Source organism: Marinobacterium lutimaris, assembly GCF_900108065.1.
GTDB lineage: Bacteria > Pseudomonadota > Gammaproteobacteria > Pseudomonadales > Balneatricaceae > Marinobacterium_D > Marinobacterium_D lutimaris.
Map to the genome: position 1 here is coordinate 573,981 of NZ_FNVQ01000001.1, position 26,073 is coordinate 600,053.

Here is a 26,073-nt window from a genome sequence, read left to right on the forward strand (position 1 = left end):
TAATTCGCAGACAAGGAGCAGGGGATGGCAGGCTGGTGCAGTAATCTATGCGGTCAGTGCGCAACTATCGGCGCCGCCGCTTCAGTAGCGCTCGCCGCGCTGTTTTATTCTCCGGTCAGTGCTGCGCAGACCTACCTGCTGCGTATCTCCACAGAAAATACTCCCTCCCACGTTCAGACCCGCGCCCTGGCACGCTTTGCCGAGCGCGTAGAGGCGGCCAGCGACGGGCAGATCGACGTGGAGTTTTATCACAGCGCACGGCTGTTTCGGGATCGGGATGTGATTGCGGCGCTGGCGGCAGGCAAGGTGGAGATGGCGGTGCCGGGAACCTGGCAGCTTGATCGCTACGTGCCGGATATCGGCGTCTACATGTTGCCGCTGTTTTACGGTCTTTCGGCGGCAGAACAGCATCGGGTGCGGGATGGCGAACTTGGCATCGAGATCAGCCGCCGCATAGAGAGTGATCTTTCGGTCCATGTACCGGGGCGTTGGCTGGATCTCGGCCATGCTCAACTCTATTTTTCCGAGCAGCAGGTGCGTAGCCATGAAGACCTGCAGGGGCTGCGGATCCGGATCCCGGGCGGCATCGCCAACCAGGAACGGCTGGAGGCTTTTGGTGCCGAGGCCAAGGTGATCGCCTGGCCGGATCTACCCCAGGCGCTCAGAGATAAACGCCTGGACGGAATGCTATCGACCCACGAGACGGTGCGCAGTGCAGCGTTGTGGGAAAGTGGCATCAGGTACGTATTTGAAGATCGCGAGTATTTCGCCCAGTACGTTCCGCTGCTGGGAGGGCGCTTCTGGAACGGGCTTCCGGATGATCTCAAAACGGTGGTCGATCAGGCCTGGGAGGGTGTCGTCGATCAGGAGCGTGAGGACGCGATCGCGGCACAGAATGCCGCGCGCAGAGAGCTGGAGGTTAACGGTATCAGTATTGTCGTACCTGATCAGGCCGCACTGGCGCAGTGGCGGGCAATCGCCCGTCGCAAGGAAGCGGGCATCGTCGCTCAGGTCGGTATCGATCCGCAACTGGTCACCCAGGCAGAGAAAACACTGGATCATTGATGAGTAACCGATTGTTTAGCCTTGTTCCCAAACCTATATCTGTTAAAGCCCCGGGGGCTGCTGTTATTGCTGTTCTGGTTATGCTGCTCGGCGCTATGGCGCTGGGTCTGGCCTGGGGCCTCTACTGGGATTACCGGCAAACGCTGGATAAAGCCGCCGGCCGCATGCAGTTGCAAGTACGGGCGTTTACCAATGCGTTCGATATGGCTTTTGCCGGCGCCGATCATAGCCTGCATGAGGTGCGTGAAGAGCTCGAAAGCGGCAATCTTACCGCACAAGATCAGCCCGCCCTGAGGCGGGAGATGTTCAGGCATATTCTCGAGTCTCCCTACCTGAACAGCCTCACACTTTATGGCGTCGATGGGAATCTTCAGGTCTCGGTGGGGGAGCGCTCCTCCACTCCGGGCATGCCTGTATGGCTGGCGCAGATGCTAGAAGGGCGTATCCAGTCGCAGATGAATGTGCGTGCCGGGCAACTGGCAGCGGCTGTGCTGGTGCAGCGCTACGGCGAGGAGCCGAGCGGCGTGTTGGTCGCGGAACTGGATCGCGATGCGGTTCTGGCTGAACTTGAGAGCGGCCGTTTCTATACCCATCAGCAGCTATTCATGGTGGATGTGAGCAACCATGTTGAACCGATCACCGCCTCAGATAACGATCTGACTGCGACGCTTGGGCTGATCAAGGCGCTGCCGCTGCAGGATTTCAATACCCGCAATCAGGTGCTGGACCAGGGCGGCGAACTGATAGCCATTCGCCAGGTGAGACAGCAACCTCTGCGTGCCGTAGCGGTGCTGGATAGTACCCATGTACTGCTGCCCTGGATGCGTCGTTCGTTGGTGGTGCTGGGCGGGTTCATGTTTATTGGCGTGCTGTCGCTGGTGTTTATGCGTTACTGGCGGTTGAGTGCCAGGCGGGAGCAGCAGACCAATAACGCGCTGTATCGTCTTTATCAGGCGGTTGAGCAGATGCCGTGCTCGGTGATGGTGACGGACCTGAACCGACGGATCAGCTACGTCAACAAGAGCTTTGTGCAGCGTACCGGCTACCGTATGGATGAGATCCTTGGCCAGGAGCCGGATATCCTCCTCTCCGAACGTACCCCGGATACTGTCCGTGACGAATTGAGGCGGGCGGTCAGTCAGCACCTTTCCTGGGAAGGGGAGCTCGTCACTCGGATGAAAGACGGTCAGGAACGGATCGAGGAGTTGCTGATCTCGCCGGTTCAGGATGTGGATGGCGAGGTGTCCTGCAATATCTCGATCAGTACCGATGTGACCGACAAGCGGGATGCGGAAACCCGTCTGCTGCGTTATCGCGAGATCGTTAATGTCTCAGACGAGCTGCTGGCGATGCTGGGCACCGACTACCGTTACCGCCAGGTGAACCGGCGTCACCTGGATTATCTCGGCCTCTCCCGCGAAGAGATCGAGGGACATCACGTTAAAGACCTGTACGGTCAGCAGGAGTTCGAACGGGAGATTAAGCCCTTTGTGGACCGGATCGCCGAAGGTGAACGCATCGTCCAGGAGAAGTGGATTGAGTTTAGCGGCCTGGGCAAGCGTTTTATCCGGGTAACGGGTAAGCCGGTGATCGCCAGCGGCGACAGGATCGATACCGTTGCAATCAGCATGGTTGATCTCACCGCGCGGCGTGAGTCGGAAGAGGCGTTGAGCTTGAGCGAGGCGAGGTTTCGCGTGCTTTCGGACAATCTTCCCCAGGGGTTGTTTGAGGCGGACAGCAGGGGGCGGATTCTTTACGCAAACCGGCGCTGCCGCGAAATTTTCGGCCGCGACCTGCGAGATCTCGATGATGAAAACTGGGTGAACTCGCTGCAGGAGCAAGACCGGCAACGCGTGACCGACAGCTGGCGAAACTGTATCGCCGCGGCCGAGGGTCATTGGGCATGTCAGGCGCGTCTGCTGACAGAAACGGGTGAACAGCGTTGGGTAGCGTTCTCCGCCCGGCGCTACCAGGGCACGGGCCAGGGCGATCAGCGTTATATAGGTACGCTGCGCGATATTACTGAAGAAACCCGTAGCCGGGAGCTGCTGGAGCGCAAGAATAGTGAGCTGGCGCGGCTCTCGACTACCGATATGCTCACAGGCCTGAGTAATCGGGCGAACATAGAACAGCTGCTGGAGAAAGAGGTCCATCGCTTTGAGCGCTACGGTAGCTGTTGTGCCGTGATCATGATGGATGTGGACCATTTCAAGGCGGTTAACGATACCTGCGGCCACGCGGTGGGTGATGAGGTGCTGCGTAGGGTCGGCAAATTATTGACCCAGTCCACGCGACGAAGTGACCATGCCGGGCGCTGGGGCGGCGAGGAGTTTCTCGTGGTTTGCTCCCACAGTACCGCGGAGGGCGCGCGCCAGCTGGCGGAAAACCTGCGTCAGAAAATTGCGGCAACCGAGTTTCCGGTGATTGGCGAAAAGACCTGCAGTTTCGGTGTTGCAGCAATCCGTCCTGGCGACAGTGCCAGGGAGATGCTGGCTCGAGCCGATGATGCGCTTTACCGCGCCAAGCATGCCGGCAGGAACCGGGTGGAGCTGGAAACTCCTATCCAGGTGGTTGATCGCGACGAGGGCGTCGCTCCTACAGAAAAATAGCTGCTACGCTACCCGTGGGAGGTGCGCCTCCGCGCCGATAGGCTGCCCGTTCTCCCGTGCCGATAACGAAAAAAGCCGCTACCCGAAAGGGAGCGGCTTTTTGACTACTTACGCTGGCGTTATTCGATCACTTGTGTGCTTCGAATGCCTCGTTTTCGTGTTTCACGATGGAGCCGATCAGCCCGCCGACGATGGCCACGACGCCCACTGTGAACAGGGCCAGTGCCATCGGGTTGTCAGCGAAGGTGAAATAGGCGCTTACATTTTCCCAGCTGGTAATTGATGTACCCATGATTAGACTCCTTGTGCTTCGGTGTTAGCCAGTTTGTTAGGAACTTCGCTCGGCACTGATGCCGGAGTGGAGGATTCCGGGTAAGGCTTGGCGATGAGCTCGACCTCGTCGATACCGATCACTTCGCAGTTTTCCGGTACGCGCAGCATGTTTGCAGCTTTCAGCGCAGCAGACACCGCGTAGCCCGGGATGAAGCCCAGCAGGATCATCACGACTGCACCGGTCAGCTGACCGACGAAGGTGATGGCCGGTGCGTCACCCATGTTCGGGGTGCCGGCGGCGAAGATGCCCACCAGGATGACAGCGATCGCTCCGGTGAAACCGTGCACTGCAACCGCACCAACCGCATCATCGATACCGCGGTTTTCCAGGAACTTGGCGAACCAAACCGCCAGCAGACCCATGCAGGTTGCGATGATGAAGGCCAGAGCCGGATCGTAAAGGTCCAGGCCAGCAGCTACGGAGATGATGCCGACCAGGCCGCCGGACATGGTCCAGAACGGATCGCGGGTAGCCACGTAGCAGCCGATAACGCCGCCGGCAAAGCCCATCAGGGTATTGAAGGCGAAGGCAGACAGGTTGGTCGGGTTGCCGTAGATGGTGGTCCATCCGGTGTCGCCGCCGTTGAAGATGATGCAGCCGCCGAGGAAGCCGAAGAAGCCGAAGATGATCATCATCAGACCGATCAGGGTCATCGGCAGGCTGTGCGGAGCAATAGTCTGTGCCACGCCGTTGATGAACTTGCCTTTACGGGCGCCCAGGTTCATCAGCACACCCAGGGTGAAGAAGCCGGCAACCGCATGTACAACGCCGGAAGCGCCCACATCATGGTAGCCCAGCTTGGTCAGCAGCCAGCCGTCTGGATGCCAGCCCCAGGCACCGGCCAGAATCCAGGCGCCGCTACCCAGTACGATGGTCAGAATCAGGAAGGCGCTGACGCGGATACGCTCGATAACCGCACCGGACAGGATGGAACCGGTGGTGGCGCCGAACAGGGCAAAGGCCGCCCAGAAGATACCGCTACCCATGTCCTGTACGTCCGGACCCATGCTCTGCGACCAGGGCAGGGCGAAAGAGGCGTCGGTCGGAACCAGACCACCCGGGAAAGCGTTGTAGATCCACCAGCCAAACAGGTAGAAGGTAGGAATAATCACCGCAAGGGCGAGAATGTTTTTGATACCGGCGGCCAGCGCGTTCTTGCTGCGCGAAGCACCCATTTCATAAGCCAGGAAGCCCGCGTGAATCATGATCATGATCGCGGTGCACCACCAATAGAACACCTCGACGTTCATTGACTGGTGCATCTCGAATACCGCCTGCTGGGCATCAAGAGCAGCCTGCAACGACTGCAGGGTTGGAGTTTCATCCATAGTACTGTCCTCGGGTTTTTTAGGGTTTTTCGTTCGAAATCAAAAAGTTTTGTTGCGGTTGTGCTCCTTCGATCACCGGCTCTTCAGAGCGCTCTTTCAGCTGCACGCCGGAGAGTTGCATCCGGCGTGACTCCTTCAGCAGGTACATCAGCTTGCGTACTGCATCGGGATAATCCAGGCCCGCTTTGCGGACGTTGGAAATACAGTTTCTGCGGGCGTCTTTCAGGCCCACGTGCGGATCCCAGGTCAGGTACAGCCCGAGGCTGTCTGGAGAGCTGAGCCCGGGGCGTTCACCGACCATCACCAGTACAGCGCGGGCGTTGATCAGGTAGCCAATTTCGTCACCGATCGCCACCCGCCCCTGGGTCACGATGCTCAACGGCGCGAGGCTCCATTCATCCTTGTCGTGCTTGAGCGCGCTGCACAGCTCGGTCAGAAACGGCTGGGTGTTCTCTGCGATAGCGCGGGAAGAGAGTCCGTCGACCACGGCGATCGCCAGGTCATAGGCGCGGTGATTGGTAAATGCGTATTGGCGCAGTATTTCGGCAGAGGCGTCATCCAGCCGGCGGCCCAGATCGGGACGTTGCAGGTAGGTGGGACGATCCGGGGCACGGCTCTGCAGGCTATGGCAGGGATCGAGTCCGCATTCGTAAATCAAAGGGTTTATCTGCTCGACCAGTGCGCCGACATCGAGTGGCTGATGCACCGCATCCTGTGCCTGTGCATGAGCGAGCTGAAAATCGAGAAGTTCGGAGGTGGGCAGGCTGACCCCTGCGCGTCCCAGACCGATACGGGCATCGGTGTAGGTACGCAGCGCCTGCCAGGCGTTAGGGGTGACATACTGCTTATCGGAGTGACCCATCAGTGACGACCTCCCAGTGCACGCTGCAGTGGCTTGGCGAAAGAGCTGGGCAGTTCCACGCTGGGTGTGAACCGTCCGGCATCCTGGAAAATCTGCATCCTGGTCAGCCACTGCTCGAATTCCGGTGACGGACGCAGGCCCAGTGCGCGGCGGGCGTAAAGCGCATCATGAAAAGAGGTGGTCTGGTAGTTGAGCATGATGTCGTCGGAACCGGGGATGCCCATGATGAAGGTGCATCCGGCGACGCCCAGCAGCGTCAGCAGGTTGTCCATATCGTTCTGGTCGGCCTGGGCGTGGTTGGTGTAGCAGATGTCGCAGCCCATCGGCAGGCCAAGCAGCTTGGCGCAGAAGTGGTCTTCCAGCCCGGCGCGGATGATCTCCTTGCCGTCAAACAGATATTCCGGGCCGATGAAGCCGACCACGGTGTTCACCAGCAGCGGCTTGAACTTGCGCGCCACCGCGTAGGCGCGTGCTTCGCAGGTCTGCTGGTCCAGGCCGTGGTGGGCGTCGGCCGACAGGGCGCTGCCCTGGCCGGTTTCGAAATACATGACGTTATCGCCCACGGTGCCGCGCTTAAGCGACAGTGCGGCGTCACGTGCTTCAGCCAGGTTGGCAAGGTTGAAGCCGAAGCTGGAATTGGTGGCTTCCGTACCGCCGATAGACTGAAACACCAGGTCAACCGGCGCACCCTGTTCAATCGCTTCAAGCGTATTGGTCACATGGGTGAGGACGCAGGATTGGGTCGGGATCTCATATTCCTGAATCACCGCATCCATCATCTGCATCAGTTTGGTGGCCTGGGCGACGTTATCGGTAGCGGGGTTGATGCCGATCACCGCATCGCCGTTACCGTAAAGCAGGCCGTCCAGCATGCTTGCCGCGATGCCTGTGGCATCATCGGTAGGATGATTTGGCTGCAGGCGGGTGGAAAGATGTCCGGGAAGGCCAATGGTGTTACGGAATGCGCTGATGACATGACACTTTTTGGCCACCAGGATCAGATCCTGATTACGCATCAGCTTGCTGACCGCTGCGGCCATCTCCGGTGTGATGCCATCGCGCACTTTAGAGAGCATCTCGCTGGTCGCTTCATCGCTGAGCAGCCAGTTGCGGAAGTCGCCTACGCACAGATGGGAGATCGGCGCGAACGCCTCGACACTGTGATCGTCCATGATGAGACGGGTGATCTCGTCCTGTTCGTAGGGGACCAGTGCTTCCTGCAAAAACTGTTTCAGAGGGACTTCGGCCAGCAGTCGCTGCGCGACGGCGCGCTCTTCTGCTGATTCCGCTGCCACACCGGCGAGTCGGTCGCCGGAACGGGCGGGGGTGGCCTTGGCCATCAGTTGGCTGAGATCAGAGAACTGATAGGTGCGGCTGCCCAACATATATTTGTAGCCCTGGCTCTGGGTATTTTGTGACCCTGGTGTCGCTGCCATGGAAAACCTCTACCGAACCGCCTGGCCCCTAAAAAATATACTCAGGGGAATTTTTTGTGCTCGGTAGTGTATTTGCAAAGTAGATACCAAAACGGTATCGCAAATCGGCAAAATCGTTTTTATTTAATAAAAACAATTGTCTATGGGTATTTTTCTGTATGTATACGAACAGCGTTGGCTGTTTTAAGGGCGACGCGCGCAGTCGTTAACGCGACCTGGGTGCACTTATTGGGTGCGGCATGCATCATCAAGTGCAGTGAACCGGGTGGGGAGCGTGCGACAGGAGAGGTGCGCGCCGGAGCAGTGGGGTTAGCAGGAGTAAGGTGAGGGGATCTTTCTGTGGGATGAAAGCGGCGGGGGATTAGCCCGCGCCGCCTGATCTTTCTTATCGGCTATCAGCCCTGTTCCGGCTCGTAGCCCAGGTTCGGCGCCAGCCAGCGTTCAGCATCTTCCATGCTCATACCCTTGCGCTTGGCGTAGCTTTCCACCTGATCTTCGCTGATCTTGGCCACACCGAAGTAGGTGGAGTCCGGATGGCTGAAATACCAGCCACTGACGGCGGCGGTGGGCAGCATGGCGTAGCTGTCGGTCAGGGTCATGCCAGCGGTGTGGTCCACATCGAGCAGTTCCCACAGCAGGGCTTTCTCGGTGTGATCCGGGCAGGCGGGGTAGCCCGGCGCCGGGCGGATACCGGTGTAACGCTCGCGGATCAGATCGTCATTCTCGAAGCTCTCATCGGCCGCGTAGCCCCAGAACTCCTTACGTACCCGTTCATGCATGCGCTCGGCAAAGGCTTCCGCCAGGCGGTCGGCCAGCGCCTTGATCATGATGGAATTGTAGTCGTCGTGATCGGCTTCATAGGCGGCGACGATCTCATCGATACCGATGCCGGCGGTGACCGCGAAGGCACCGACGTAATCCTCTTTGCCGCTCTCTTTCGGTGCGACAAAGTCGGTCAGACACATGTTCGGCTTGCCTTCGACTTTCTGCATCTGCTGGCGTAGGTGGTGCAGGCGCATCTTCACGGTATCGCGGCTGTCATCGGTGTACAGCTCGATATCGTCGTGGCCGACGGAGTTGGCCGGGAACAGGCCGATGACGGCACGCGCCTTGAGCTTCTTGTTATCGATGATATCGCGCAGCATCAGCTTGGCGTCTTCAAACAGCTTGCGCGCTTCCTCGCCGACGATCTCGTCATCGAGAATGCGCGGGAAACGGCCGGCCAGTTCCCAGGACTGGAAAAACGGCGTCCAGTCGATGTAGTGGCTCAGCTCTTCCAGGTCGTAGTCATCGAACACCTGGATGCCCGGCTGCACCGGTTTCGGCGGGGTGTAGTTGTCCCAGTCGATCTTGAAGCAGTTGTCACGGGCGGCTTCGATGGTGACACGGCGCTGGTCGTTCTGACGCGCGGCATGACGCTCACGCACGGCCTGGTAGTCTGCCTTGATTTCGGTAACGAACGCGTCGCGGCGGGTTTCCGACAGCAGGGCGGAGGCGACGCCGACAGAACGGGAGGCGTTGGTAACGTGTACCACCTGATTGTTCTTGTAGTTCGGCTCGATCTTCACCGCGGTGTGCGCCTTGGAGGTGGTGGCGCCACCGATCATCAGCGGGATGGTGAAGCCCTGACGCTGCATCTCTTTCGCCACGTGGACCATCTCATCCAGTGACGGCGTGATCAGGCCGGAGAGACCAATAATGTCGGCGTTTTCGTCACGGGCGGTCTGCAGGATCTTTTCGGCCGGCACCATGACGCCCAGGTCGATGATCTCGAAGTTGTTACACTGCAGGACCACGCCGACGATGTTCTTGCCGATATCGTGCACGTCGCCCTTCACGGTGGCCATGATCACCTTACCGGCGGAGCTGCTGGCGTTGCCGGCTTTCTCTTCCTCGATGTAAGGCATCAGGTAGGCCACGGCCTTTTTCATGACGCGGGCGGATTTTACCACCTGCGGCAGGAACATCTTGCCGGAACCGAACAGGTCGCCGACGATGCCCATGCCGTCCATCAGCGGGCCTTCGATCACCTGCAGCGGGCGCTCATAGTTGTGGCGGCACTCTTCAACGTCTTCGTCGATATAGTCGGCCACGCCCTTGACCAGTGCATGAGACAGACGCTCGTTGACCGGCCAGTCGCGCCAGGCCAGATCCTGCTGCACCGAGGATTCAGACGCGCCGCCGCGGTATTTCTCTGCAAGTTCCAGCATCCTTTCGGTGCCGTCTTCGCGACGGTTCAGCACGATATCTTCAACGTGCTCGCGCAGATCTTCCGGCAGGTCGTCATAGATCGCCAGCTGGCCGGCGTTGACGATACCCATGTCCATCCCTTTCTGGATGGCGTGGTAGAGGAATACGCAGTGGATCGCCTCACGCACCTTGTCGTTGCCGCGGAAGGAGAACGACACGTTGGAGACGCCGCCGGACACCTTGGCGTAGGGCAGGTTCTTCTTGATCCAGCCGGTGGCGTTGATGAAGTCCACGGCGTAGTTGTCGTGCTCTTCGATACCGGTGGCGATGGCGAAGATGTTCGGGTCGAAGATGATATCTTCCGGCGGGAAGCCAACCTTGTCGACCAGCACCCGGTAGGAGCGTTCGCAGATCTCGATCTTGCGCTGATAAGTATCGGCCTGGCCGGTTTCATCGAACGCCATCACAACGACCGCAGCGCCGTAGCGACGGATCTTGCGGGCCTGGGCGATAAACTTCTCTTCGCCCTCTTTCAGGCTGATGGAGTTGACCACGCCCTTGCCCTGAATACGCTTCAGGCCTTCTTCCATCACCTCCCACTTGGAGGAGTCGAGCATCACCGGCACGCGGGAGATATCGGGCTCGGAGGCGATCAGGTTGAGGAAACGGTTCATCGCCGCGATGGCGTCGAGCATCCCCTCATCCATGTTGATATCGATCACCTGGGCGCCGTTTTCCACCTGCTGACGGGCGACTTCCAGAGCGGTCTCGTAGTCGCCTTCCTTGATCAATCGGCGGAAGCGGGCAGAACCGGTGACGTTGGTACGTTCACCGACGTTAACAAAGAGAGTGTCGGCGCCGATGTTCATCGGCTCCAGGCCGGACAGACGACACTCAACGGCGAGTTCCGGCAGTTCACGCGGATCCTGATCCAGCAGGCCTTCGCGGATCACGCGGATATGCTCGGGTGTGGTACCGCAGCAGCCGCCGACGATGTTCACCAGGCCAGACTGGGCCCATTCGCGGATCTCATCGCGCATCTCTTCCGGCGTTTCATCGTACTCACCGAAGGCGTTGGGCAGACCGGCGTTGGGGTGCACGGATACAAAGGTATCGGCCACGCGGGACAGCTCTTCGACATACTGACGCAGCTGCTTCGGACCCAGCGCACAGTTGAGGCCGACGCTGATCGGATTTGCGTGGCGAATGGAGTTCCAGAACGCCTCGGTGGTCTGGCCCGAAAGGGTGCGGCCGGACGCGTCGGTGATGGTACCGGAGATCATCACCGGCAGACGGATATCGTGATCGTCGAAGTACTGCTCAACGGCGTAGATCGCCGCCTTGGCGTTCAGGGTGTCGAAAATGGTTTCGATCAGGATGATATCGGAACCACCCTCGATCAGGCCGTCGACGGACTCGGTGTAGGCTTCCACCAGTGCATCGAAGGTGACGTTACGGTAGCCCGGGTCGTTCACATCCGGCGAGATACTGGCGGTACGGTTGGTCGGGCCCAGGACACCGGCAACGTAACGGGGTGTACCCGTCTTCGCGCTGACTTCGGCGCAGGCCTCTTTTGCCAGGCGCGCGGCGGCGACGTTGATTTCGCGCGAGAGCGACTCCATCTCGTAGTCCGCCATGGCGATCTGCGTGGCGTTGAATGTGTTGGTCTCGATGATATCGGCGCCCGCTTCGAGATACTGGCGGTGGATATCACGAATCATGGTCGGCTGGGTGAGCACCAGCAGGTCGTTGTTACCCTTTACGTCCAGGTGCCAGTCGGCGAAGCGTTCGCCACGATAGTCGGCTTCCTGAAGCCCCAGTGACTGAATCTGTGTACCCATACCGCCATCAAGAATCATGATGCGGTTTTTCAGGGTGCTCTCCAGAGAGGCGCGTAAGGGCAGGGTGTTCTGCAAATTGGTGTCGCTCACGTGTCGCTTTCCATAGGTCCGGTTAAAACTCAGGGCGCACATTGTACTGCAAAACGACCGTCATCTCCCTGAGCCTGTCTCATTTTGTCGTGAGAAGCTCTCACATATGTCGCAGATGTGTTTCAAATGCATTTTATGCAACTGAGCGTTTGTAAAAGAGAGCCGGATATCGAGCTTTTTCACGCTTCAGATCAACGTGTTAACCGATTTCGATCACTACACTGGTTGCCAGTGATGCAGTTGCTCTATGTGTTGGAATGCAGCATCCGTTAATGACATAAATGGAGGTACGTACCATGGCTACTCAGGAATTTTTTGTCCCCAATGTATCGCTGATGGGGGCTGGATGCTTTCAGGATCTGCCGAACCGCGTGCGCGCGCTCGGCGGCAAAAAGCCGTTGGTAGTTGCAGATAAGGGTATGACTGCGCTGGGTTACACCGCACGCCTCACCGAGCTGCTCGGCAGCGCCGGTATCGAGAGCGTGGTTTACGACGGCACCGTGCCCAACCCCACCGATACCAACGTGGAAGAGGGGCTGGCGGTTTACCAGCAGCATGGCTGCGATATGCTGATCTCCCTGGGCGGCGGTAGCGCCCATGACTGCTGTAAAGCGGTGGGCCTGGTAGCCACCGGTGGCGGCAAGATCCACGACTATGAAGGTGTGGATCAGGCTAAGGAAAAACTGCCGCCGTACATCGCGGTTAACACCACCGCCGGTACCGCCAGTGAAATGACCCGTTTCACCATCATTACCAACACCTCCAACCACGTGAAAATGGCGATCGTGGACTGGCGTGTGACACCGGATATCGCTATTAACGATCCGGAGCTGATGGTTGATATGCCGCCGGCACTGACCGCCGCCACCGGGATGGATGCGCTGACCCACGCGGTTGAGGCCTATGTATCAACTGCCGCGACCCCGATCACCGATGCCTGCGCGCTGCAGGCGATCCGCCTGATCGGCCAGTATCTGCGTAAAGCGGTGGCCCGCGGTACCGATATGGAAGCGCGTGACAAAATGGCCTACGCCGAGTACCTGGCCGGTATGGCGTTCAACAACGCGAGCCTTGGTTATGTGCATGCTATGGCGCACCAGTTGGGCGGTTTCTACAACCTGCCGCACGGCGTCTGCAACGCGCTGCTGCTGCCGCACGTCAGCCGCGTTAACCTGATCGCCAAAACCGAGCGTTTCGCCGATATTGCCGATGCCTTGGGTGAGATCACTGAAGGTCTGTCTGAACGCGAAGCTGCAATGTTGGCGATCGAGTCCATAGAAGCGCTGGCGCAGGATGTGGGTATTCCCAAGTCCCTGGCAGAGCTGGGCGTGAAGGAACAGGATATTCCGACCATGGTGGAAAACGCGCAGAAAGACGTTTGCCGCCTGACCAACCCGCGCACCCTGAGCGATGCGGAAGTGGCCGCGGTATTCCGCTCAGCGCTGTAATTGCTAAGTCCGTAACGTATAGAAAGGGCGCCTTGGGGCGTCCTTTTTTATGCTCAGAACCATGGTTATTTTTTCGGTTGCCGACTTTTTCTCGCTTAATCCGAAAGCTCGGTAATAATCCGGCAGGCCTCGTCGAAATTATGCCTAATCGCATCGACGCAGTCGGCATCGAGTTTGCCGGCCCTGGCCATCCGCTCTAGCTCTTCAAGCGCATCGCCTGGCGACCAGGGAGCCTTATAAGGTCGGGCGCTGGTGAGCGCGTCAAAAATATCGGCGGCGGTGATAATCCGCGCTTCGATGGGAATCTGCTCGCCGCTCAGGCCGTTGGGGTAACCGGAGCCGTCCATGAATTCATGATGGTAGGCGACGATGTTCAACATCAGGCGGGAATCGCTGAGGTGATCGAGTTCATAGTCATCCAGCACCTTGTGCAGGATCGCCACGCCTTTCTCCACATGCTGCTGCATGATGATGCGTTCTTCATTGGTATGACGACCAGGCTTTAGCAGTATGCGGTCGGGGATACCGATCTTGCCGATATCGTGCAGTGGTGCGAACAGAAAGATGTGTTCGATGGTTTCATCGCTGAGCTGATGGCGCTCGGCGACATAGCGGGCGATCAGGCGCGCCAGACGGGCCATGCGCTTGAGGTGAGAGCCGGTTTCAAAATCCCTCAAATGGGCAAACTCCCTCGCGGCCTGGGCTGTGGCCAGCAGGGATTTTACTGCCCGGAACTCGGCGTCGATCGCCATCACTATCAGGTTACAGAACAGCACCAGGTCGCGTTGGGCCTGGCTGTTGAAGCGTGATGCACGAGTACTGTCGACAAATATAAAGCCGAGCAGTCGCTCGCCGCTGAACATCGGCATGGTAAACGAGGATTCATAGCCCTGCTGCAGCAACCAGTCTGAGTGGGTGCTGCCGGGGGTGATGTCATTGCTGATATGGTCGATGACGCGGCAGGTGCGGTTCCTGGCAAGTTCTGACAGGGTCGGGCTGGCGGAGAGTGGGTATTCATACGCATTGATCGCCTGACCCTCAGGCGTGCAGTTGATGAAGGTCTTCAACAGATCGGTGTCGGGATCGTAAAGCGCGCAGGCGAGCCGCGATATGTGCGGAATATGATCGAGAAGGTCAGTATGAAGTTTACTGAGCCGTTCCGTAAGGGTATCTACCCTGCTTAACAGCGAGGGTTGGTTGACCTGGCGCATGTGGCTTTCCCTAGTCTTAAGGTCTGTCTTAGTGTGTTCTGCGCTTAGGGAGGGGCGTTTGTATGCCCCTTCTTCTTTAAGGTGGCACTAAATTCCGATCCTGTCAGTATCAGTGCTCCCCGGTGCAGGGTAATCAGCCTGCTAAGCCCCTGAAACTTAACCCAACTTTACATTTATTTAACGCTGCTTAATTAGAAAGCACTTTAAAATATTAAGGGTATGTAGATGGCTTAATGTATTACCAGGGATTGCTAGAATGAAAGCACTGTTACTGCAGCTGCACCGATGGACAGGGCTGGTGTTATTGCCGGTATTTTTACTCGTGATAATCAGCGGAATGATTCTCGCACTGAAGCCGGTGGTCGAGAGCGGAGGAAGCGTAAATTACCAGTCCCCGGCGGATACCACGCAGCTGATTGCAGCGCTGGAATCGATGGATCCGGAACAGAGTATCCGCTCCCTCAGCCGCGCCGGAGAATCGGCCTGGAACCTGGGGCCCAAGGGAGTGGTGGATCTTAAAACCGGTGAACAGCTACCGGGCGAGAGCAGTTTTGCCGCCGAGCTGTTTGAACTGACCAAATCTTTTCATAAGAGCCTGCTGCTCGGGTTGAGCTGGCTGATCGAGCTTGCTACCTGGGTGATGCTGGGTATCGTTATTGTCGGCATCTTTCTCGGCTGGCCGAAGTTTCGCAAGACACTGATCGGCTGGCACCACCAACTGGGCGCCTGGCTGTTTCCGCTGGCGCTGCTGCTGCCGCTGACTGGGGTCATGATGACTCAGCATATTCTGGAGACACCGCTGCCGGTCAGCCCCGGAAAGCATGAAACCGTGAAGCTGGCCGATGCGCTGAGGATGGCGGACGCCCAGGCGGATCTGTCTGAGCTGCAGAGTGCGCGCCGTTTCAAATTTGGTTCTGCGTTGATCTCTACCGCCGATCAGACCCTGCTGGTAACGGCTTCTGATGTGCATGTGCTGGCGCCCAAGGCGATCTCTCCGAAAACGCTGCATGAAGGTACCTGGGCTGGCGCCTGGTCCGGCTGGCTGAACTTTGCTGTCGGTGGCCTGTTGCTGGGGCTGAGCGTTACCGGCTTTATCAGCTGGTATCGCCGCCGCGTCGCGGGTCGCAGGGTGAGTCTGACCGAAGGCGCGAAAACCCTGATTGTTTACGCCTCCCAAACCGGTACTGCTCAGCGTCTGGCAGAAACTACGGTGAACTGCTTCCGCCGTCGTGATATCGCCGTGGACAGCGGTGGACTGGCAGCCTTTGCACCGGCGCAATGGCATCACTACGACCAGGTGCTGGTGCTGGCCTCTACCACCGGCGAAGGTGAACTGCCGGAAAACGCCCGCTCCTGGGCTTCAGGATTGAACGGCAATGCCATGGCAGGGGTGAAGTTCAGTCTGCTGGCGCTTGGTGACAGCCGTTACGATGCGTTCTGCGGTGGTGGTATGAAGTTGCGCCAGGCGCTGCTGCAGGCCGGTGCAGCAGAACTCGAGGAACCCGTGAAAGTCGATCAGGCGCCGGAGAAACCTTGGCGTAACTGGCTGGCCGGTCTGTCTCAGCGTTTCGGCTGGAAGCTTGATGTGGATGGTGCTGCTGTCGATGCAGTCGATACCGGTCACGACGCGGTGCTGGTGGGTCGTAAACAGCTCGACCAGACCCAGCACGAGAACTGCCCGGCGAACTACAGCATTGAGCTGCAGGTGCCTGAGGATGTCAGCTTCAAGCCTGGCGATCTGCTGATGCATCAGCCCGGTGAAGGCGAACGCCCGCGCAGCTACTCCATAGGTTCCGACTCCAGTGTCACACCGGGCCGGATTCGCCTGAGTGTATCCCTGCTGCGCTACCAGGATGAGCAGGGTAAAGAGGTGTTGGGGCGTGCCAGTAGTGATCTCTGCCTGAACCTTCAGCCGGGTGAGCAGCGTCGCGTAAAAGTGGCGCACAACGAGCGCTTCAACCCGCCAGAGGACGTCAGCACCCCGATTATCCTGATCGCGGCAGGCTGCGGTATAGCGCCCTTTATCGGCTTTATCGAGCAGCGTGCGGCGATCGAAAATGCCGGGCCCGTCTGGGTGATGTTCGGTAACCGCTTCCGTAACGGCGATTATCTCTACGCCCAGGAGCTGGCCGACTGGCACAGATCCTGTGTCATTTCACGATTGGATACTGCCTTCTCCCGGGATCCTGAGGATCGTCACTATGTGACCGACCGGCTCAGGGAGGGTAGCGCCGATGTGATGGAGTGGATAGAGAAGGGCGCCCGCGTCTACATCTGTGGTCGCGCTTCTACCCTGGGTCGCAGTGCCGATGAAGCCTTCGTCGCGCTGCTGGCCGAGCATTATGAGCTCGACGAAGCGGCCGCCCAGCAGAAGCTGGACAGCCTGGTGGTGGAAGGTGTTATCAGTCGCGATCTTTTCGACTGAATGATTGGGTCAGCGGCGGCAGAAGTCTACCAGGCTTGCCGCTGTGTCCGCCGATATCTCGGGGCACACCAGCGGGAACAGTTCAGTACCATGAATCGTGCCCTTCACCTCACGGCAGCGCACCTTGGGCACTCCGGCCCGCACCAGCAGGCGATAAAATTCGATCCCCTCATCGCGTAGGGGATCGAACTCGTTAACGCTGATAATCGTGGGTGGAAAGCCGGTCACATCCTCTGCGGTGGCGAACCCCGGCCAGGCCAGCGGATTCTTCTGCTCAAACGCTTCGATGCCGTAACCCATCCGTCCCTGGTTGTTATCCAGCTGCAGAAAAACACCGTTTAACGCCGAGGATGAGGGGTACTTTGCCTGCGGCCATTCGCCGGCAATATAGGGGCAGAGCGCAAATAGCCCCTTGAGCCGGTCAGCCTCGCCGTCGCGGTTCAGTTTCATCGTTGTCGCGATGGCCAGATTGCCGCCGCCACTTTCGCCGGAAATCACCACTTGGGCAGGGTCGATATTCAACGCCTTGTGTTGCTGCCAAAGCCACTTCAAGCCGCTGATACAGTCGTTCAGCCCGGCTGGAAAGGGCGCGATCTCCGGCACCGATGAGGGCACTATGGCGTTACGAAAGTCCACCATCGCCACTGCTACGCCCTTGCGCGCCATTAGCTTGCCCCAGGCACGGTAATTGCCGTCATAGCAGGACATGAACTGCATACCGCCGCCGTGGATGTAGTAAACGCAGGGCAGGCGTTCGTCAGTATCCGGCCGGATAAAGCGAAGGTTGCAGCGGTTGCCATCCGGCGTTGAGGTGAACTGGTAATCCTGGATCAGCAGTCCGTTATCGGGAGCGATCGCAGGGTTATCATTGGCTTCGAGAAACTGATTGAACAGGGCGCGGGTGGCGTTGGCTTTATCGCTGTTGGCGGCACCGATCAGATCTTCGCGACTATCGAAGTCACGCATGTTGTTCGGTGGTAAGGCGCCAAAGGTGGCCTTGATGCGCGGATCTATACCGTTGATTTCCAGAATACGGTTGTTCATCAGAATCTCCCTGTTTTCTGCGTGCGGCTGAAGCCAAGGTTTTAGCAGCTTCGCCATGCCGGGGTAAAGCCTGGCTGGACGCTGCGCACGGCTGTGGTAGATTTCTGCCAAACCCGCAGGAGTTCAGTATGCAGAGTTCAACGCCAGGCTCTATCGAGATAAGGCCCGCCAGTGTTTCAGATAGCCTGGCACTGGCCCGGTTGTTCGATCGATACCGCCAGTTCTACGGTTATGATGCAGATCTTGCCAAGGCCGAACGCTTTATCAGCGAACGTCTCAGGGCGATGGATAGTCATCTGTTTATCGCCAGCAGGGGCGCTGAAAACTGCGGTTTTGTGCAGTGCTATCCGGGCTTTGCTTCTCTGGAATGCCGGCCAAGCTGGTTGCTGAGTGATCTTTACGTGGATGAAACTGCCCGACGTCTGGGGGTGGGGCAGGCGCTACTTGAGTATGTCAGGGAGTGCGCCGGGGAAGCAGATTGCTGTCTTATCGAGCTGTTCACCGCCAGGAGCAATAGCGCCGCGCAGCAACTCTACCAATCCGCCGGCTACGCCGAAGACCGGGAGTTCCTCCACTACGAGCTTTTGCTCCAGGACGGTTAACGTTTGTCAGCCAGGATATAACGGTTCTTGCCGCTGTATTTAGCGCGATACATGGTCTGGTCGGCGAGGATCAATAGCTCGGTGCTTTCCTGGCTGTGGTCCGGGTAGCAGGCGGCGCCCAGGCTCAGAGTGACGGAAAGATCGTTGAAACGGTAAGCGCCGTGGCTGACCAGCCGCCCAGATACCTCCTCCAGCATCTCGTCATCGCCGCAATCCGGCAGAATCAGCGCAAACTCATCACCGCCGATACGTGCCAGGGTGTCGCTCTCGCGGATCAGCGACTTGATGCGTACGGCGATCTCCCGCAGCAGCGTATCCCCCGCCTCATGGCCGTAGGTATCGTTCACGTTTTTGAAGCCGTCCAGGTCGATATAGATCACCGCGAGGCGCTTGCCGGTACGTTTGCTGGTGGCGATTGCCTTCTCCAGATGCTCGGCAAAGAGGCGTCGGTTCGGCAGGCCCGTGAGCACATCGTGCATCGCCTGATGACGCAGCCTGGCCTGCTGGGCTTTGAGCTGGCGGATATCGGTGCAGACCAGAATATAGGGGCGGTGTTGCTCTTCGGAGGTTTCCTGGCGGACCAGTGAGGCCAGCACAGGAACGGGTTCGCCTGTGCGTGAGAGCAGCAGCAATTCGCCACGCCACTCCTGCTCGTTACTTTCGCCGAGCAGAGCGGCCAGGTCCAGCGGCGCCGAAAAGTCGGGCAGGCTCAGCAGGGCGGATAGACTCAGGCTGCTCGCCTGTTCCTCATCGCAATGCATCATATCCAGCAGTGCCCGGTTGGTGCGCACCAGTTGCTGCTGTTCATCGAAAACCAGAATTCCCTCGGCGCAGTGGCTGAACACGGTTTCTGCCAGTTGCAGCCGCCGCTGGGAGCGACGCTTATCGGTGATGTCGAGGATGCTGCCCCACATATGGCGGGTAACACCATCGCTATCCGGATGCAGGTAGTTGCGCTCCAGCAGGTGGCGGGTTTCGCCGTTGCGAATGATGCGGTACTCGATCTCGTAGGCTTCGTTATTTTCCATCGAGGCGTTAACGTGCCGGGTTACCGACTCCCGGTCATCCGGGTGCACCACGCTCAGGTAGGCTTCATAGCTGGCTTCGAACTGGTTCGGATCCAGGCCAAACATGGCGTAGACGCCCTCAGACCAGCTCAACCTATCCTCCTGGCGATCCCACTCCCAGGTACCGACACCGGCATCCTGTTGCAGCTGCTCCATCACCACGGCGTTATCGTCGCGCGGGATCAGCGTGGCGAGAACAACCCGTTTCGAGGAGGGGCCGGGGATTGATGAGAGCTCGATATGCACGGGGATTGCGCGGCCAGACTGGTGACGGGCGATCAGCGAGCCGAGCTGATTCATCGGGCGTGAACGACCGGACTGGTTGAATGCCTTGCGCCAGTGGTCGTGATGATGTCTGTGCTGCTCGGGCACCAGCGCCTCGACACTGAGCCCAATCAGTGTGCCCAGCTCATAGCCGAGCAGGCGTGCGGCAGCGGGGTTGGCATAGCTGATTTTGCCGTCGGCTTCGATGCGCAGGATCGCCTGAGTCAGATGGTCGGTCAGCGGTACATCGGCGGGGGGCATAGAGGCCCGTTTTCTGACCGTAACGCCGGCAAGAACCGCAATACCCACCAGCGCTGAAACCCAACCGAAACCCATTAACTGTTGCCCATCACAAACGTTGTTTTGAGGAGGATAGCGGTAGGGGTTTATCTATGACAAGAGACTATTTAAGCAGCCGTTGATGCATTTGATGGGGTCCGTGCTCATCAGGTCGCTGGTGACCCGGTGAGAGTATCTGTGGATTTGTCGGCGCTGGTGTTTTCGGTGACGAAGGCCGAAGTGTCTGGGTTAACGGGCAGATTGTTAAAGTGTCGACACTTTGCCTCTTTCATCAACGGGGTATAAAAATTGACGTCGGTCACCGAAATCACGCTCTGATTACTGCAGTTGCAGTATTTGTTGATAACTCATACAAAAATTACGCCTTTTGTCGTATCTCTTTTATCCAATTCTTTAGCTACAGTGGCATGGCGACGATGGGGATGTGTCAACAATAAATCATAATACCCCTGACAATTTCAGCGTCTAACAATTAGAGATAAAGGGACCTGTGCCATGTCCTACCAAGCCGAATACAGCAAGTCTGTCGAGAATCCCGAAGGTTTCTGGGCGGAAAAAGCGTCTGATCTTCCCTGGTACACCCAACCCCAAACGATCCTTTCCAAAGATGAAAACGGTATCTACCGCTGGTTTGCCGACGGTGAGATGAACACCGCCTACATGGCGCTGGATTTTCACGTGGAAAATGGTCGGGGTGACCAGGATGCTCTTATTTACGACTCACCCGTAACCGGCACCAAAAGCAGACTCACCTACCGGGAAATGCGTGACCAGGTAGCCAGCTTTGCCGGTGTGCTGAAGGCGCAGGGCGTCACCAAGGGCGACCGGGTAGTGCTTTACATGCCGATGGTGCCGGAAGCGCTGATCGCCATGCTCGCCGTGGCGCGCCTGGGTGCGATCCACTCCGTTGTATTCGGTGGCTTCGCTCCCCATGAGCTGGCCGTACGTATCGACGATGCGGAACCCAAGGTGGTGGTATCAGCCTCTTGCGGCGTTGAGGTCGCCAAGGTGATCGAATACAAGCCGATGCTGGATCAGGCGATCGAGATGTCGGCGCACAAACCTGATGCCTGCATCATCCTGCAGCGCGAGCAGGCGATCGCCAAGCTGACCGAAGGTCGCGATCTGGACTGGGCTGCAGAGATGGAGAAGGCCGAGCCTGCCGACTGTGTTCCGGTCAAAGGCACCGATCCGCTCTATATCCTTTATACCTCCGGCACCACCGGCAAGCCGAAAGGGGTGGTGCGCGATAACGGCGGTCATGCCGTGGCACTGAAATACTCGATGAAGGCGATCTATAACATGCAGCCGGGCGACGTGTTCTGGGCCGCATCGGATGTGGGCTGGGTCGTTGGCCACTCCTATATCGTCTATGGCCCGCTGCTGGCCGGTTGCACCACCATCGTTTACGAGGGCAAGCCGGTGCGTACCCCGGATGCCGGAGCCTTCTGGCGCGTGGTTGAGGAGTACAAGGCGAAGGCACTGTTTGCGGCGCCCACCGCCTTCCGTGCGATCAAGAAAGAAGATCCGGAAGCTGCGCTGATTCAGAACTACGACCTGTCTTCGCTGCAGACGATCTTTATGGCCGGCGAGCGTCTGGATCCGCCGACCTACGACTGGACCGTCGGTAAAACAGGCAAGCCGGTGGTCGACCACTGGTGGCAGACCGAAACCGGCTGGGCGATCTGCGGCAACCTGATGGGGATCGAGCCCAAAGAGCCGAAGGCGGGTTCATCCACGCTGCCGGTGCCGGGCTTTAACGTCAAAATTCTCGGCGTCGATGGCCAGGAACTGCCGGCCGGAGAGCAGGGTTCTATCGCGCTCAAGCTGCCGCTGCCGCCGAGCTGCCTGCCCACCATCTGGGGCGATTTCGAGCGTTTCCGTACCGGTTATCTGGCTGATTTCCCCGGTTACTACACGTCGGGCGATGGCGGTTACAAGGATGAAGAGGGCTACGTCTTCATCATGGGCCGCACCGATGACGTGATTAACGTGGCCGGTCACCGTCTCTCCACCGGCGAGATGGAAGAGATCGTCGCGGCGCATCCGGCCGTGGCCGAGTGTGCGGTCATCGGTATCAACGATCCGCTGAAAGGTCAGGAACCGATTGGCTTGGTGCTGCTGAAAGATGGTGCCGAAGAGGATGAAGAGCAGCTGCAGACCGAGCTGGTCGCCATGGTGCGCAAGGAGATCGGTCCGATCGCCTGCTTCCGTCGCGCCATCGTTGTGCAGCGTCTGCCTAAAACCCGTTCAGGCAAAATCCTGCGCAAGCTGTTGCGTCAGATCGCCGATGGTCAGGAATACACCATTCCGTCCACCATCGATGATCCGGCAAGCCTGGCGGAGATTGAAGAGATCATGGATGACCACGGACTGGTGCAACGCGCATAGGAATGCGCGAATAAAAATAAGAGTTATCACCGGAGTGTTGGAGCCGCGCCATTAAGGGCGCGGCTTTTTTATGCCCTTCTCCGGGCGAGGTTAAATAACGGGTCAGGCCAGACGAGCGCCGTTGGGCAGCTCCATATCAACGCCTGAAAGCACTACGGAACCATCGGGCCGGTGCAGTCCTGTAACCAGGCATTCAGACATGATCGGACCGATCTGCTTGGGTGGAAAGTTCACCACCGCCAATACCTGCTTGCCCAGAAGGGACTCCTTCGAATACAGCTCGGTGATCTGCGCGCTGGATTTCTTGATGCCAAGCTCAGCGCCGAAGTCCACCTTCAGTTTATAAGCCGGGCGGCGGGCTTGTGGAAAATCCTCTACCTCGACGATCGTACCAACGCGGATATCGACCTTCTGAAAGTCGCTCCAATCTATAGGTTCCATACTACTTCCTTAATGCAGGTTGCCTGAGGCTAGCCGTGGCTGCGCCAACGGCACCTGACACTATCTGGTTATCTGCGGGCTTTTTAGTGGACGGTGAACCGGCTGAGCCGCTCATGCCAGCGGCCATCATGCTGAGCGAGGCAGCTTTCCTCGGAATCACAGCGAACCAGGCGGCGCGGGTTGTTCACGCGGATGTTGCTAGCGGCCAGCTTGTCCAGAATAAGTGTACTGAGCGCCTGCTGATCGGTCTTTGCCAGATTGGCAGTCGTGTCAAAGACACAAACCACCGTCAGGGACTCGGGGAAGCGATTGTAGTCGACCAGATGCGTCAGCCACTCAAAGCCAGGATGCCGCGTCAGGGCGATCTCGCAGGCCTCGGTTAGCGCCAGGCGTATGGCGTTATCGGTCTTTTTGTCGGTTTTTCTCATATAGAAGGGAGGTTCTCTGGGCTGGAGTAGCCAGCTTTGACTACTCCATGGAGCTGTGAAGAAAACTCTGCGAATCGGTAGATTGGTAGCCGCGCTTCTGGCTCTGACTGACGCTTTCGCTGGCCACCAGTTTTTCCTCCAGCCGGTCAGCCTGCCTTTTACGAATGGCCAGCGTGTTCAACTGCGCCTTCACGACTCTTTGTCGCTCGGAGTCCTGTTTACGAAGCTGCAGCGAGTACTCGGCGACGCTCCATTTGATCTGCTCGATACTGTGCTCGAGATCGTCGCTTTGCGCACTGAGTTGTTCAACTTCGGTGCTAAGGGCGGAGAGATAGTTCTCTCCGATCAGGCCTTTCTCTACGGCCGGCTCCAGGCTTTCGATCTTGCGATTAACCATGGCCAGCCGGTCGCGGTTATCGCTCAGCTGTTGCTGCTGTGCGTCGATGGAAGATTCGGCACTTTGAATACGATGGCGCAGTTCGGTCTGCTTTTCCTGGCGCAGCTCTTTAATAAGCTCAAAGCGTTTATTGGCCTCATCCAGAAGGGATGCCAGGGTGGGATCGGTTGACGCTGTGTGCAGCAGTTCGTCGCTGAAACTGATCGCTGGCTGACCTTTGGCCTCGGCCTGCAGCTCTGCCATGCGTGTCTGAATGCGGAACTGCTCGGTGCTCAGATGGGGCTGAGTATTTACCCCAGAGTCAGCCCGACTGACTTGACTGCCGGCGCTCCAGCAGAAAATGCACGCTGCTGTTAAACCTAAAACTTTGTTCACTTTTGTATGCCCAGTTAACCGTGAGTCGTTCATGCGCGGCTCTTCCTTGATCGACGCAAAATTCCAACGGGCGTTTAAAGTAGCAGATTAGCGGCATTTTCCGAAGGGGCTGATCGGCTTACGGGGCGCTTTACGAAAAGTTAAAGCGCTGGTCAGTGAACTGTTTGTCGGGAAGCTGGATCTGAGTGCATAGTTCATCACCCTGATACCAGAAGGACCAGAATCGATGGTTAGTATGAAAAGAGTAACGAGTGCGTTAGCGGTAACTATCCTCGGGCTTGTGACGGCAAGTTGCGCCACCACCAACAGCCGCTTTGTGACCGCCGATGAGGTCAGCGAATATCTGATCAAGCAAAACCCGCAGGCGGTGCAGCGAGCCTTGGGGGAGCCGCGCACGGTGGAGAATATCGGCGGCAACAGAAGCGTGTGGACCTACCACTCCGATATGATCCAGGATAAAAAAGCGACCCAAGGCAAATGCGAGATGATCATCACCTTCGAGGGCAACAAGGCGGTGAACGTGGATGTGGATGCCACGGAATACTCGCCCTTTGCGGCGCCGCTGGCGACCTGTAACCAGATGCTTGATAGCCTGTAGTTTGGTGACCTGTTCGATGACCTGTTTGGTGAGCTCTCTGGCGCGCTGGTCAGGTAGATGAGTCCAGTAAGTTCATCCCGCCTCTGGCTCTTGATCCTGTTTTAGACCATTACTGCAGAGGGTGAGGGAATTGACCCCGTCAACCTCTGCACAGGATGTGCGGACACCTGTAGAAGTGGCTGGTCGCTAAAAGCGTTAGCCCTTATGAGGTTCCTTGGTCACCTACACCGTACCCAAGTCGTTCGGAAACGTTTTGGGCTGCCTGACGTAACCGGTTGGCTATATCGCCATCCAGTGATGCATCGAACGCTCCCGCTGGACCCATAGCGGTCAGAGCGAGGACCACGTTTCCATCGTGATTAAATATAGGCGCGCTAAGTGCGTTTATACCGGGGACAGGGTAGCCGACAGCTTGTGCGAGCATGTGTGCACGTATGTCATTGAGTGACTCTTCGAACTCTTTCATGACGTTGCCCCGCTTAATAGCATCTTCAGGGGAAAGTCTATTGTTTTCCTCGTTTGCGAGCTTCTCGGTCATCTTCGGCGGCAAGAAAGCGCCAAATACCCGTCCAGTCGCGGTATCCATAAGTGACATCACCGCGCCGACCCGAAGGTTTACATGGATCGGGTAGCTTGACTCCTCCATTGCCACAATGGTGGGCCCCATATTTCCCCAGATCGCTATGGCGATTGATTGGCCGGTTTTCGCCGCCAGTTCTTTGAGTTCGGGGCGTGCCTCCTGAACGGCGTCTAAACGCTGCAGGCAGACCAGTCCTAACTGCAGAGCGAAAGGACCAAGCTCGTAAAGACCGTTATCTGGATCCTGTTTCACCAGGCCGAGGTTGCAAAAGCTAACCATATAGGGATGCGCTTTTGCTGTTGTCATATCAGCCTGTTTTGCGACATCGCGTAATGCCATGGGTTTACCACAGGTGACCAGCACTCGGAGAAGCTGTCCCCCGACCTCTATCGACTGAATTCCGCGACGTGTTTTCACTCAATTAGTACCTTGGATATACACATAGAAGGTACGGATGATAGCAGAGATGCCCGTTCCATTGGGATGGCTCTGTTAAGTTAATATCTAATAAATAAGGCAAAACTTAATAAAATTGTTAATAACGAATACGTTTGCTAATAATGAATCATGATGTTAGTGTGGTCCTATCCCTGAAAATAGGCAGGCGGTTAGCTGTAGTGCGTCGACATACTCGCGTTCTCCTCTACTGCGGTAACCCCGAGGCACTACAAGGCAGAATTTCGATTGGGGTGACCTGAGAGGCTAAGTTCCGGAGCTTTATTCTATTGCAGGGTTGTGAAGGTTCAG

General features: G+C 57.9%; 19 protein-coding genes. 7 read left to right on the top strand and 12 right to left on the bottom strand.

Features of this window, described 5'->3' with window-relative positions; all coding sequences use genetic code 11:
- Positions 1–24 precede the first annotated feature (24 nt).
- Positions 25–1,065 carry a TRAP transporter substrate-binding protein DctP gene (gene dctP, locus C4S72_RS02730; protein ID WP_104001528.1) on the top strand — a complete coding sequence of 347 codons (1,041 nt, stop codon included), beginning with the start codon at positions 25–27 and terminating at the stop codon, positions 1,063–1,065.
- Entirely contained in the window at positions 1,065–3,674 is a 2,610-nt protein-coding gene (locus C4S72_RS02735; protein ID WP_104001529.1) for a sensor domain-containing diguanylate cyclase, read from the top strand. The genes dctP and C4S72_RS02735 overlap by 1 nt, the downstream gene beginning before the upstream one ends.
- A 127-nt stretch (positions 3,675–3,801) precedes the next feature.
- On the opposite strand, the gene C4S72_RS25875 is transcribed toward C4S72_RS02735, so the two are convergent.
- The 5 genes from C4S72_RS25875 to metH form a co-directional block, all read right to left on the bottom strand.
- A complete protein-coding gene (locus C4S72_RS25875; RefSeq protein WP_200826647.1) occupies positions 3,802–3,966 on the bottom strand; it encodes a hypothetical protein in 165 nt (54 codons plus the stop codon).
- Positions 3,967–3,968: 2 nt separating this feature from the next.
- The gene (locus tag C4S72_RS02740) at positions 3,969–5,336 is read right to left on the bottom strand and encodes an ammonium transporter (protein WP_104001530.1); all 1,368 of its coding nucleotides are present in this window, start codon (positions 5,334–5,336) and stop codon (positions 3,969–3,971) included.
- Between the two features lie 19 nt (positions 5,337–5,355).
- Positions 5,356–6,198 (bottom strand): ethanolamine ammonia-lyase subunit EutC, encoded by an 843-nt coding sequence (gene eutC, locus C4S72_RS02745; protein WP_104001531.1) that lies wholly within the window; start codon positions 6,196–6,198, stop codon positions 5,356–5,358.
- The gene (locus C4S72_RS02750; protein WP_104001532.1) at positions 6,198–7,634 is read right to left on the bottom strand and encodes an ethanolamine ammonia-lyase subunit EutB; all 1,437 of its coding nucleotides are present in this window, start codon (positions 7,632–7,634) and stop codon (positions 6,198–6,200) included. The genes eutC and C4S72_RS02750 overlap by 1 nt, the downstream gene beginning before the upstream one ends.
- Positions 7,635–8,029: 395 nt before the next feature.
- Positions 8,030–11,755 (bottom strand): methionine synthase, encoded by a 3,726-nt coding sequence (gene metH, locus C4S72_RS02755; protein ID WP_268807671.1) that lies wholly within the window; start codon positions 11,753–11,755, stop codon positions 8,030–8,032.
- A gap of 296 nt (positions 11,756–12,051) precedes the next feature.
- Here metH and C4S72_RS02760 point away from each other — a divergent pair, with 296 nt between their 5' ends.
- Entirely contained in the window at positions 12,052–13,203 is a 1,152-nt protein-coding gene (locus C4S72_RS02760) for an iron-containing alcohol dehydrogenase (RefSeq protein ID WP_104001534.1), read from the top strand.
- Between the two features lie 95 nt (positions 13,204–13,298).
- Here the strand turns inward: C4S72_RS02760 and C4S72_RS02765 are convergent, their stop codons facing one another.
- The gene (locus C4S72_RS02765; protein WP_104001535.1) at positions 13,299–14,414 is read right to left on the bottom strand and encodes an HD domain-containing phosphohydrolase; all 1,116 of its coding nucleotides are present in this window, start codon (positions 14,412–14,414) and stop codon (positions 13,299–13,301) included.
- A 256-nt stretch (positions 14,415–14,670) separates the two neighbouring features.
- Here C4S72_RS02765 and C4S72_RS02770 point away from each other — a divergent pair, with 256 nt between their 5' ends.
- Positions 14,671–16,839, top strand: coding sequence for a PepSY domain-containing protein (locus tag C4S72_RS02770; protein WP_104001536.1), 2,169 nt, complete (start codon positions 14,671–14,673; stop codon positions 16,837–16,839).
- 9 nt (positions 16,840–16,848) lie between these two features.
- Here C4S72_RS02770 and C4S72_RS02775 read toward each other — a convergent pair whose 3' ends face one another.
- Positions 16,849–17,883 (bottom strand): alpha/beta hydrolase, encoded by a 1,035-nt coding sequence (locus C4S72_RS02775; RefSeq protein ID WP_104001537.1) that lies wholly within the window; start codon positions 17,881–17,883, stop codon positions 16,849–16,851.
- Positions 17,884–18,011: 128 nt separating this feature from the next.
- On the opposite strand from C4S72_RS02775, the gene C4S72_RS02780 reads away from it, so the two are divergent.
- Positions 18,012–18,485, top strand: coding sequence for a GNAT family N-acetyltransferase (locus C4S72_RS02780; protein ID WP_104001538.1), 474 nt, complete (start codon positions 18,012–18,014; stop codon positions 18,483–18,485).
- On the opposite strand, the gene C4S72_RS02785 is transcribed toward C4S72_RS02780, so the two are convergent.
- Positions 18,482–20,152: a diguanylate cyclase domain-containing protein gene (locus tag C4S72_RS02785; protein ID WP_104001539.1), complete on the bottom strand. Its 1,671-nt coding sequence runs from the start codon at positions 20,150–20,152 to the stop codon at positions 18,482–18,484. The genes C4S72_RS02780 and C4S72_RS02785 overlap by 4 nt on opposite strands.
- Positions 20,153–20,611: 459 nt before the next feature.
- Between C4S72_RS02785 and C4S72_RS02790 the strand changes: the two genes are divergently transcribed.
- Positions 20,612–22,507 (top strand): propionyl-CoA synthetase, encoded by a 1,896-nt coding sequence (locus tag C4S72_RS02790; protein ID WP_104001540.1) that lies wholly within the window; start codon positions 20,612–20,614, stop codon positions 22,505–22,507.
- Positions 22,508–22,609: 102 nt separating this feature from the next.
- Here the strand turns inward: C4S72_RS02790 and C4S72_RS02795 are convergent, their stop codons facing one another.
- From C4S72_RS02795 to C4S72_RS02805, 3 genes are all read right to left on the bottom strand, one after another.
- A complete protein-coding gene (locus C4S72_RS02795; protein ID WP_104001541.1) occupies positions 22,610–22,948 on the bottom strand; it encodes a tRNA-binding protein in 339 nt (112 codons plus the stop codon).
- A gap of 83 nt (positions 22,949–23,031) precedes the next feature.
- Complete coding sequence (locus C4S72_RS02800) at positions 23,032–23,376, bottom strand: hypothetical protein (RefSeq protein ID WP_104001542.1); 345 nt, start codon at positions 23,374–23,376, stop codon at positions 23,032–23,034.
- Between the two features lie 40 nt (positions 23,377–23,416).
- Positions 23,417–24,016, bottom strand: coding sequence for a hypothetical protein (locus C4S72_RS02805; RefSeq protein WP_104001543.1), 600 nt, complete (start codon positions 24,014–24,016; stop codon positions 23,417–23,419).
- Between the two features lie 367 nt (positions 24,017–24,383).
- On the opposite strand from C4S72_RS02805, the gene bamE reads away from it, so the two are divergent.
- Positions 24,384–24,746 (top strand): outer membrane protein assembly factor BamE domain-containing protein, encoded by a 363-nt coding sequence (gene bamE / locus C4S72_RS02810; protein WP_146071851.1) that lies wholly within the window; start codon positions 24,384–24,386, stop codon positions 24,744–24,746.
- A 202-nt stretch (positions 24,747–24,948) separates the two neighbouring features.
- Here the strand turns inward: bamE and C4S72_RS02815 are convergent, their stop codons facing one another.
- Positions 24,949–25,743: an IclR family transcriptional regulator gene (locus C4S72_RS02815; RefSeq protein WP_200826648.1), complete on the bottom strand. Its 795-nt coding sequence runs from the start codon at positions 25,741–25,743 to the stop codon at positions 24,949–24,951.
- Positions 25,744–26,073: the final 330 nt, after the last annotated feature.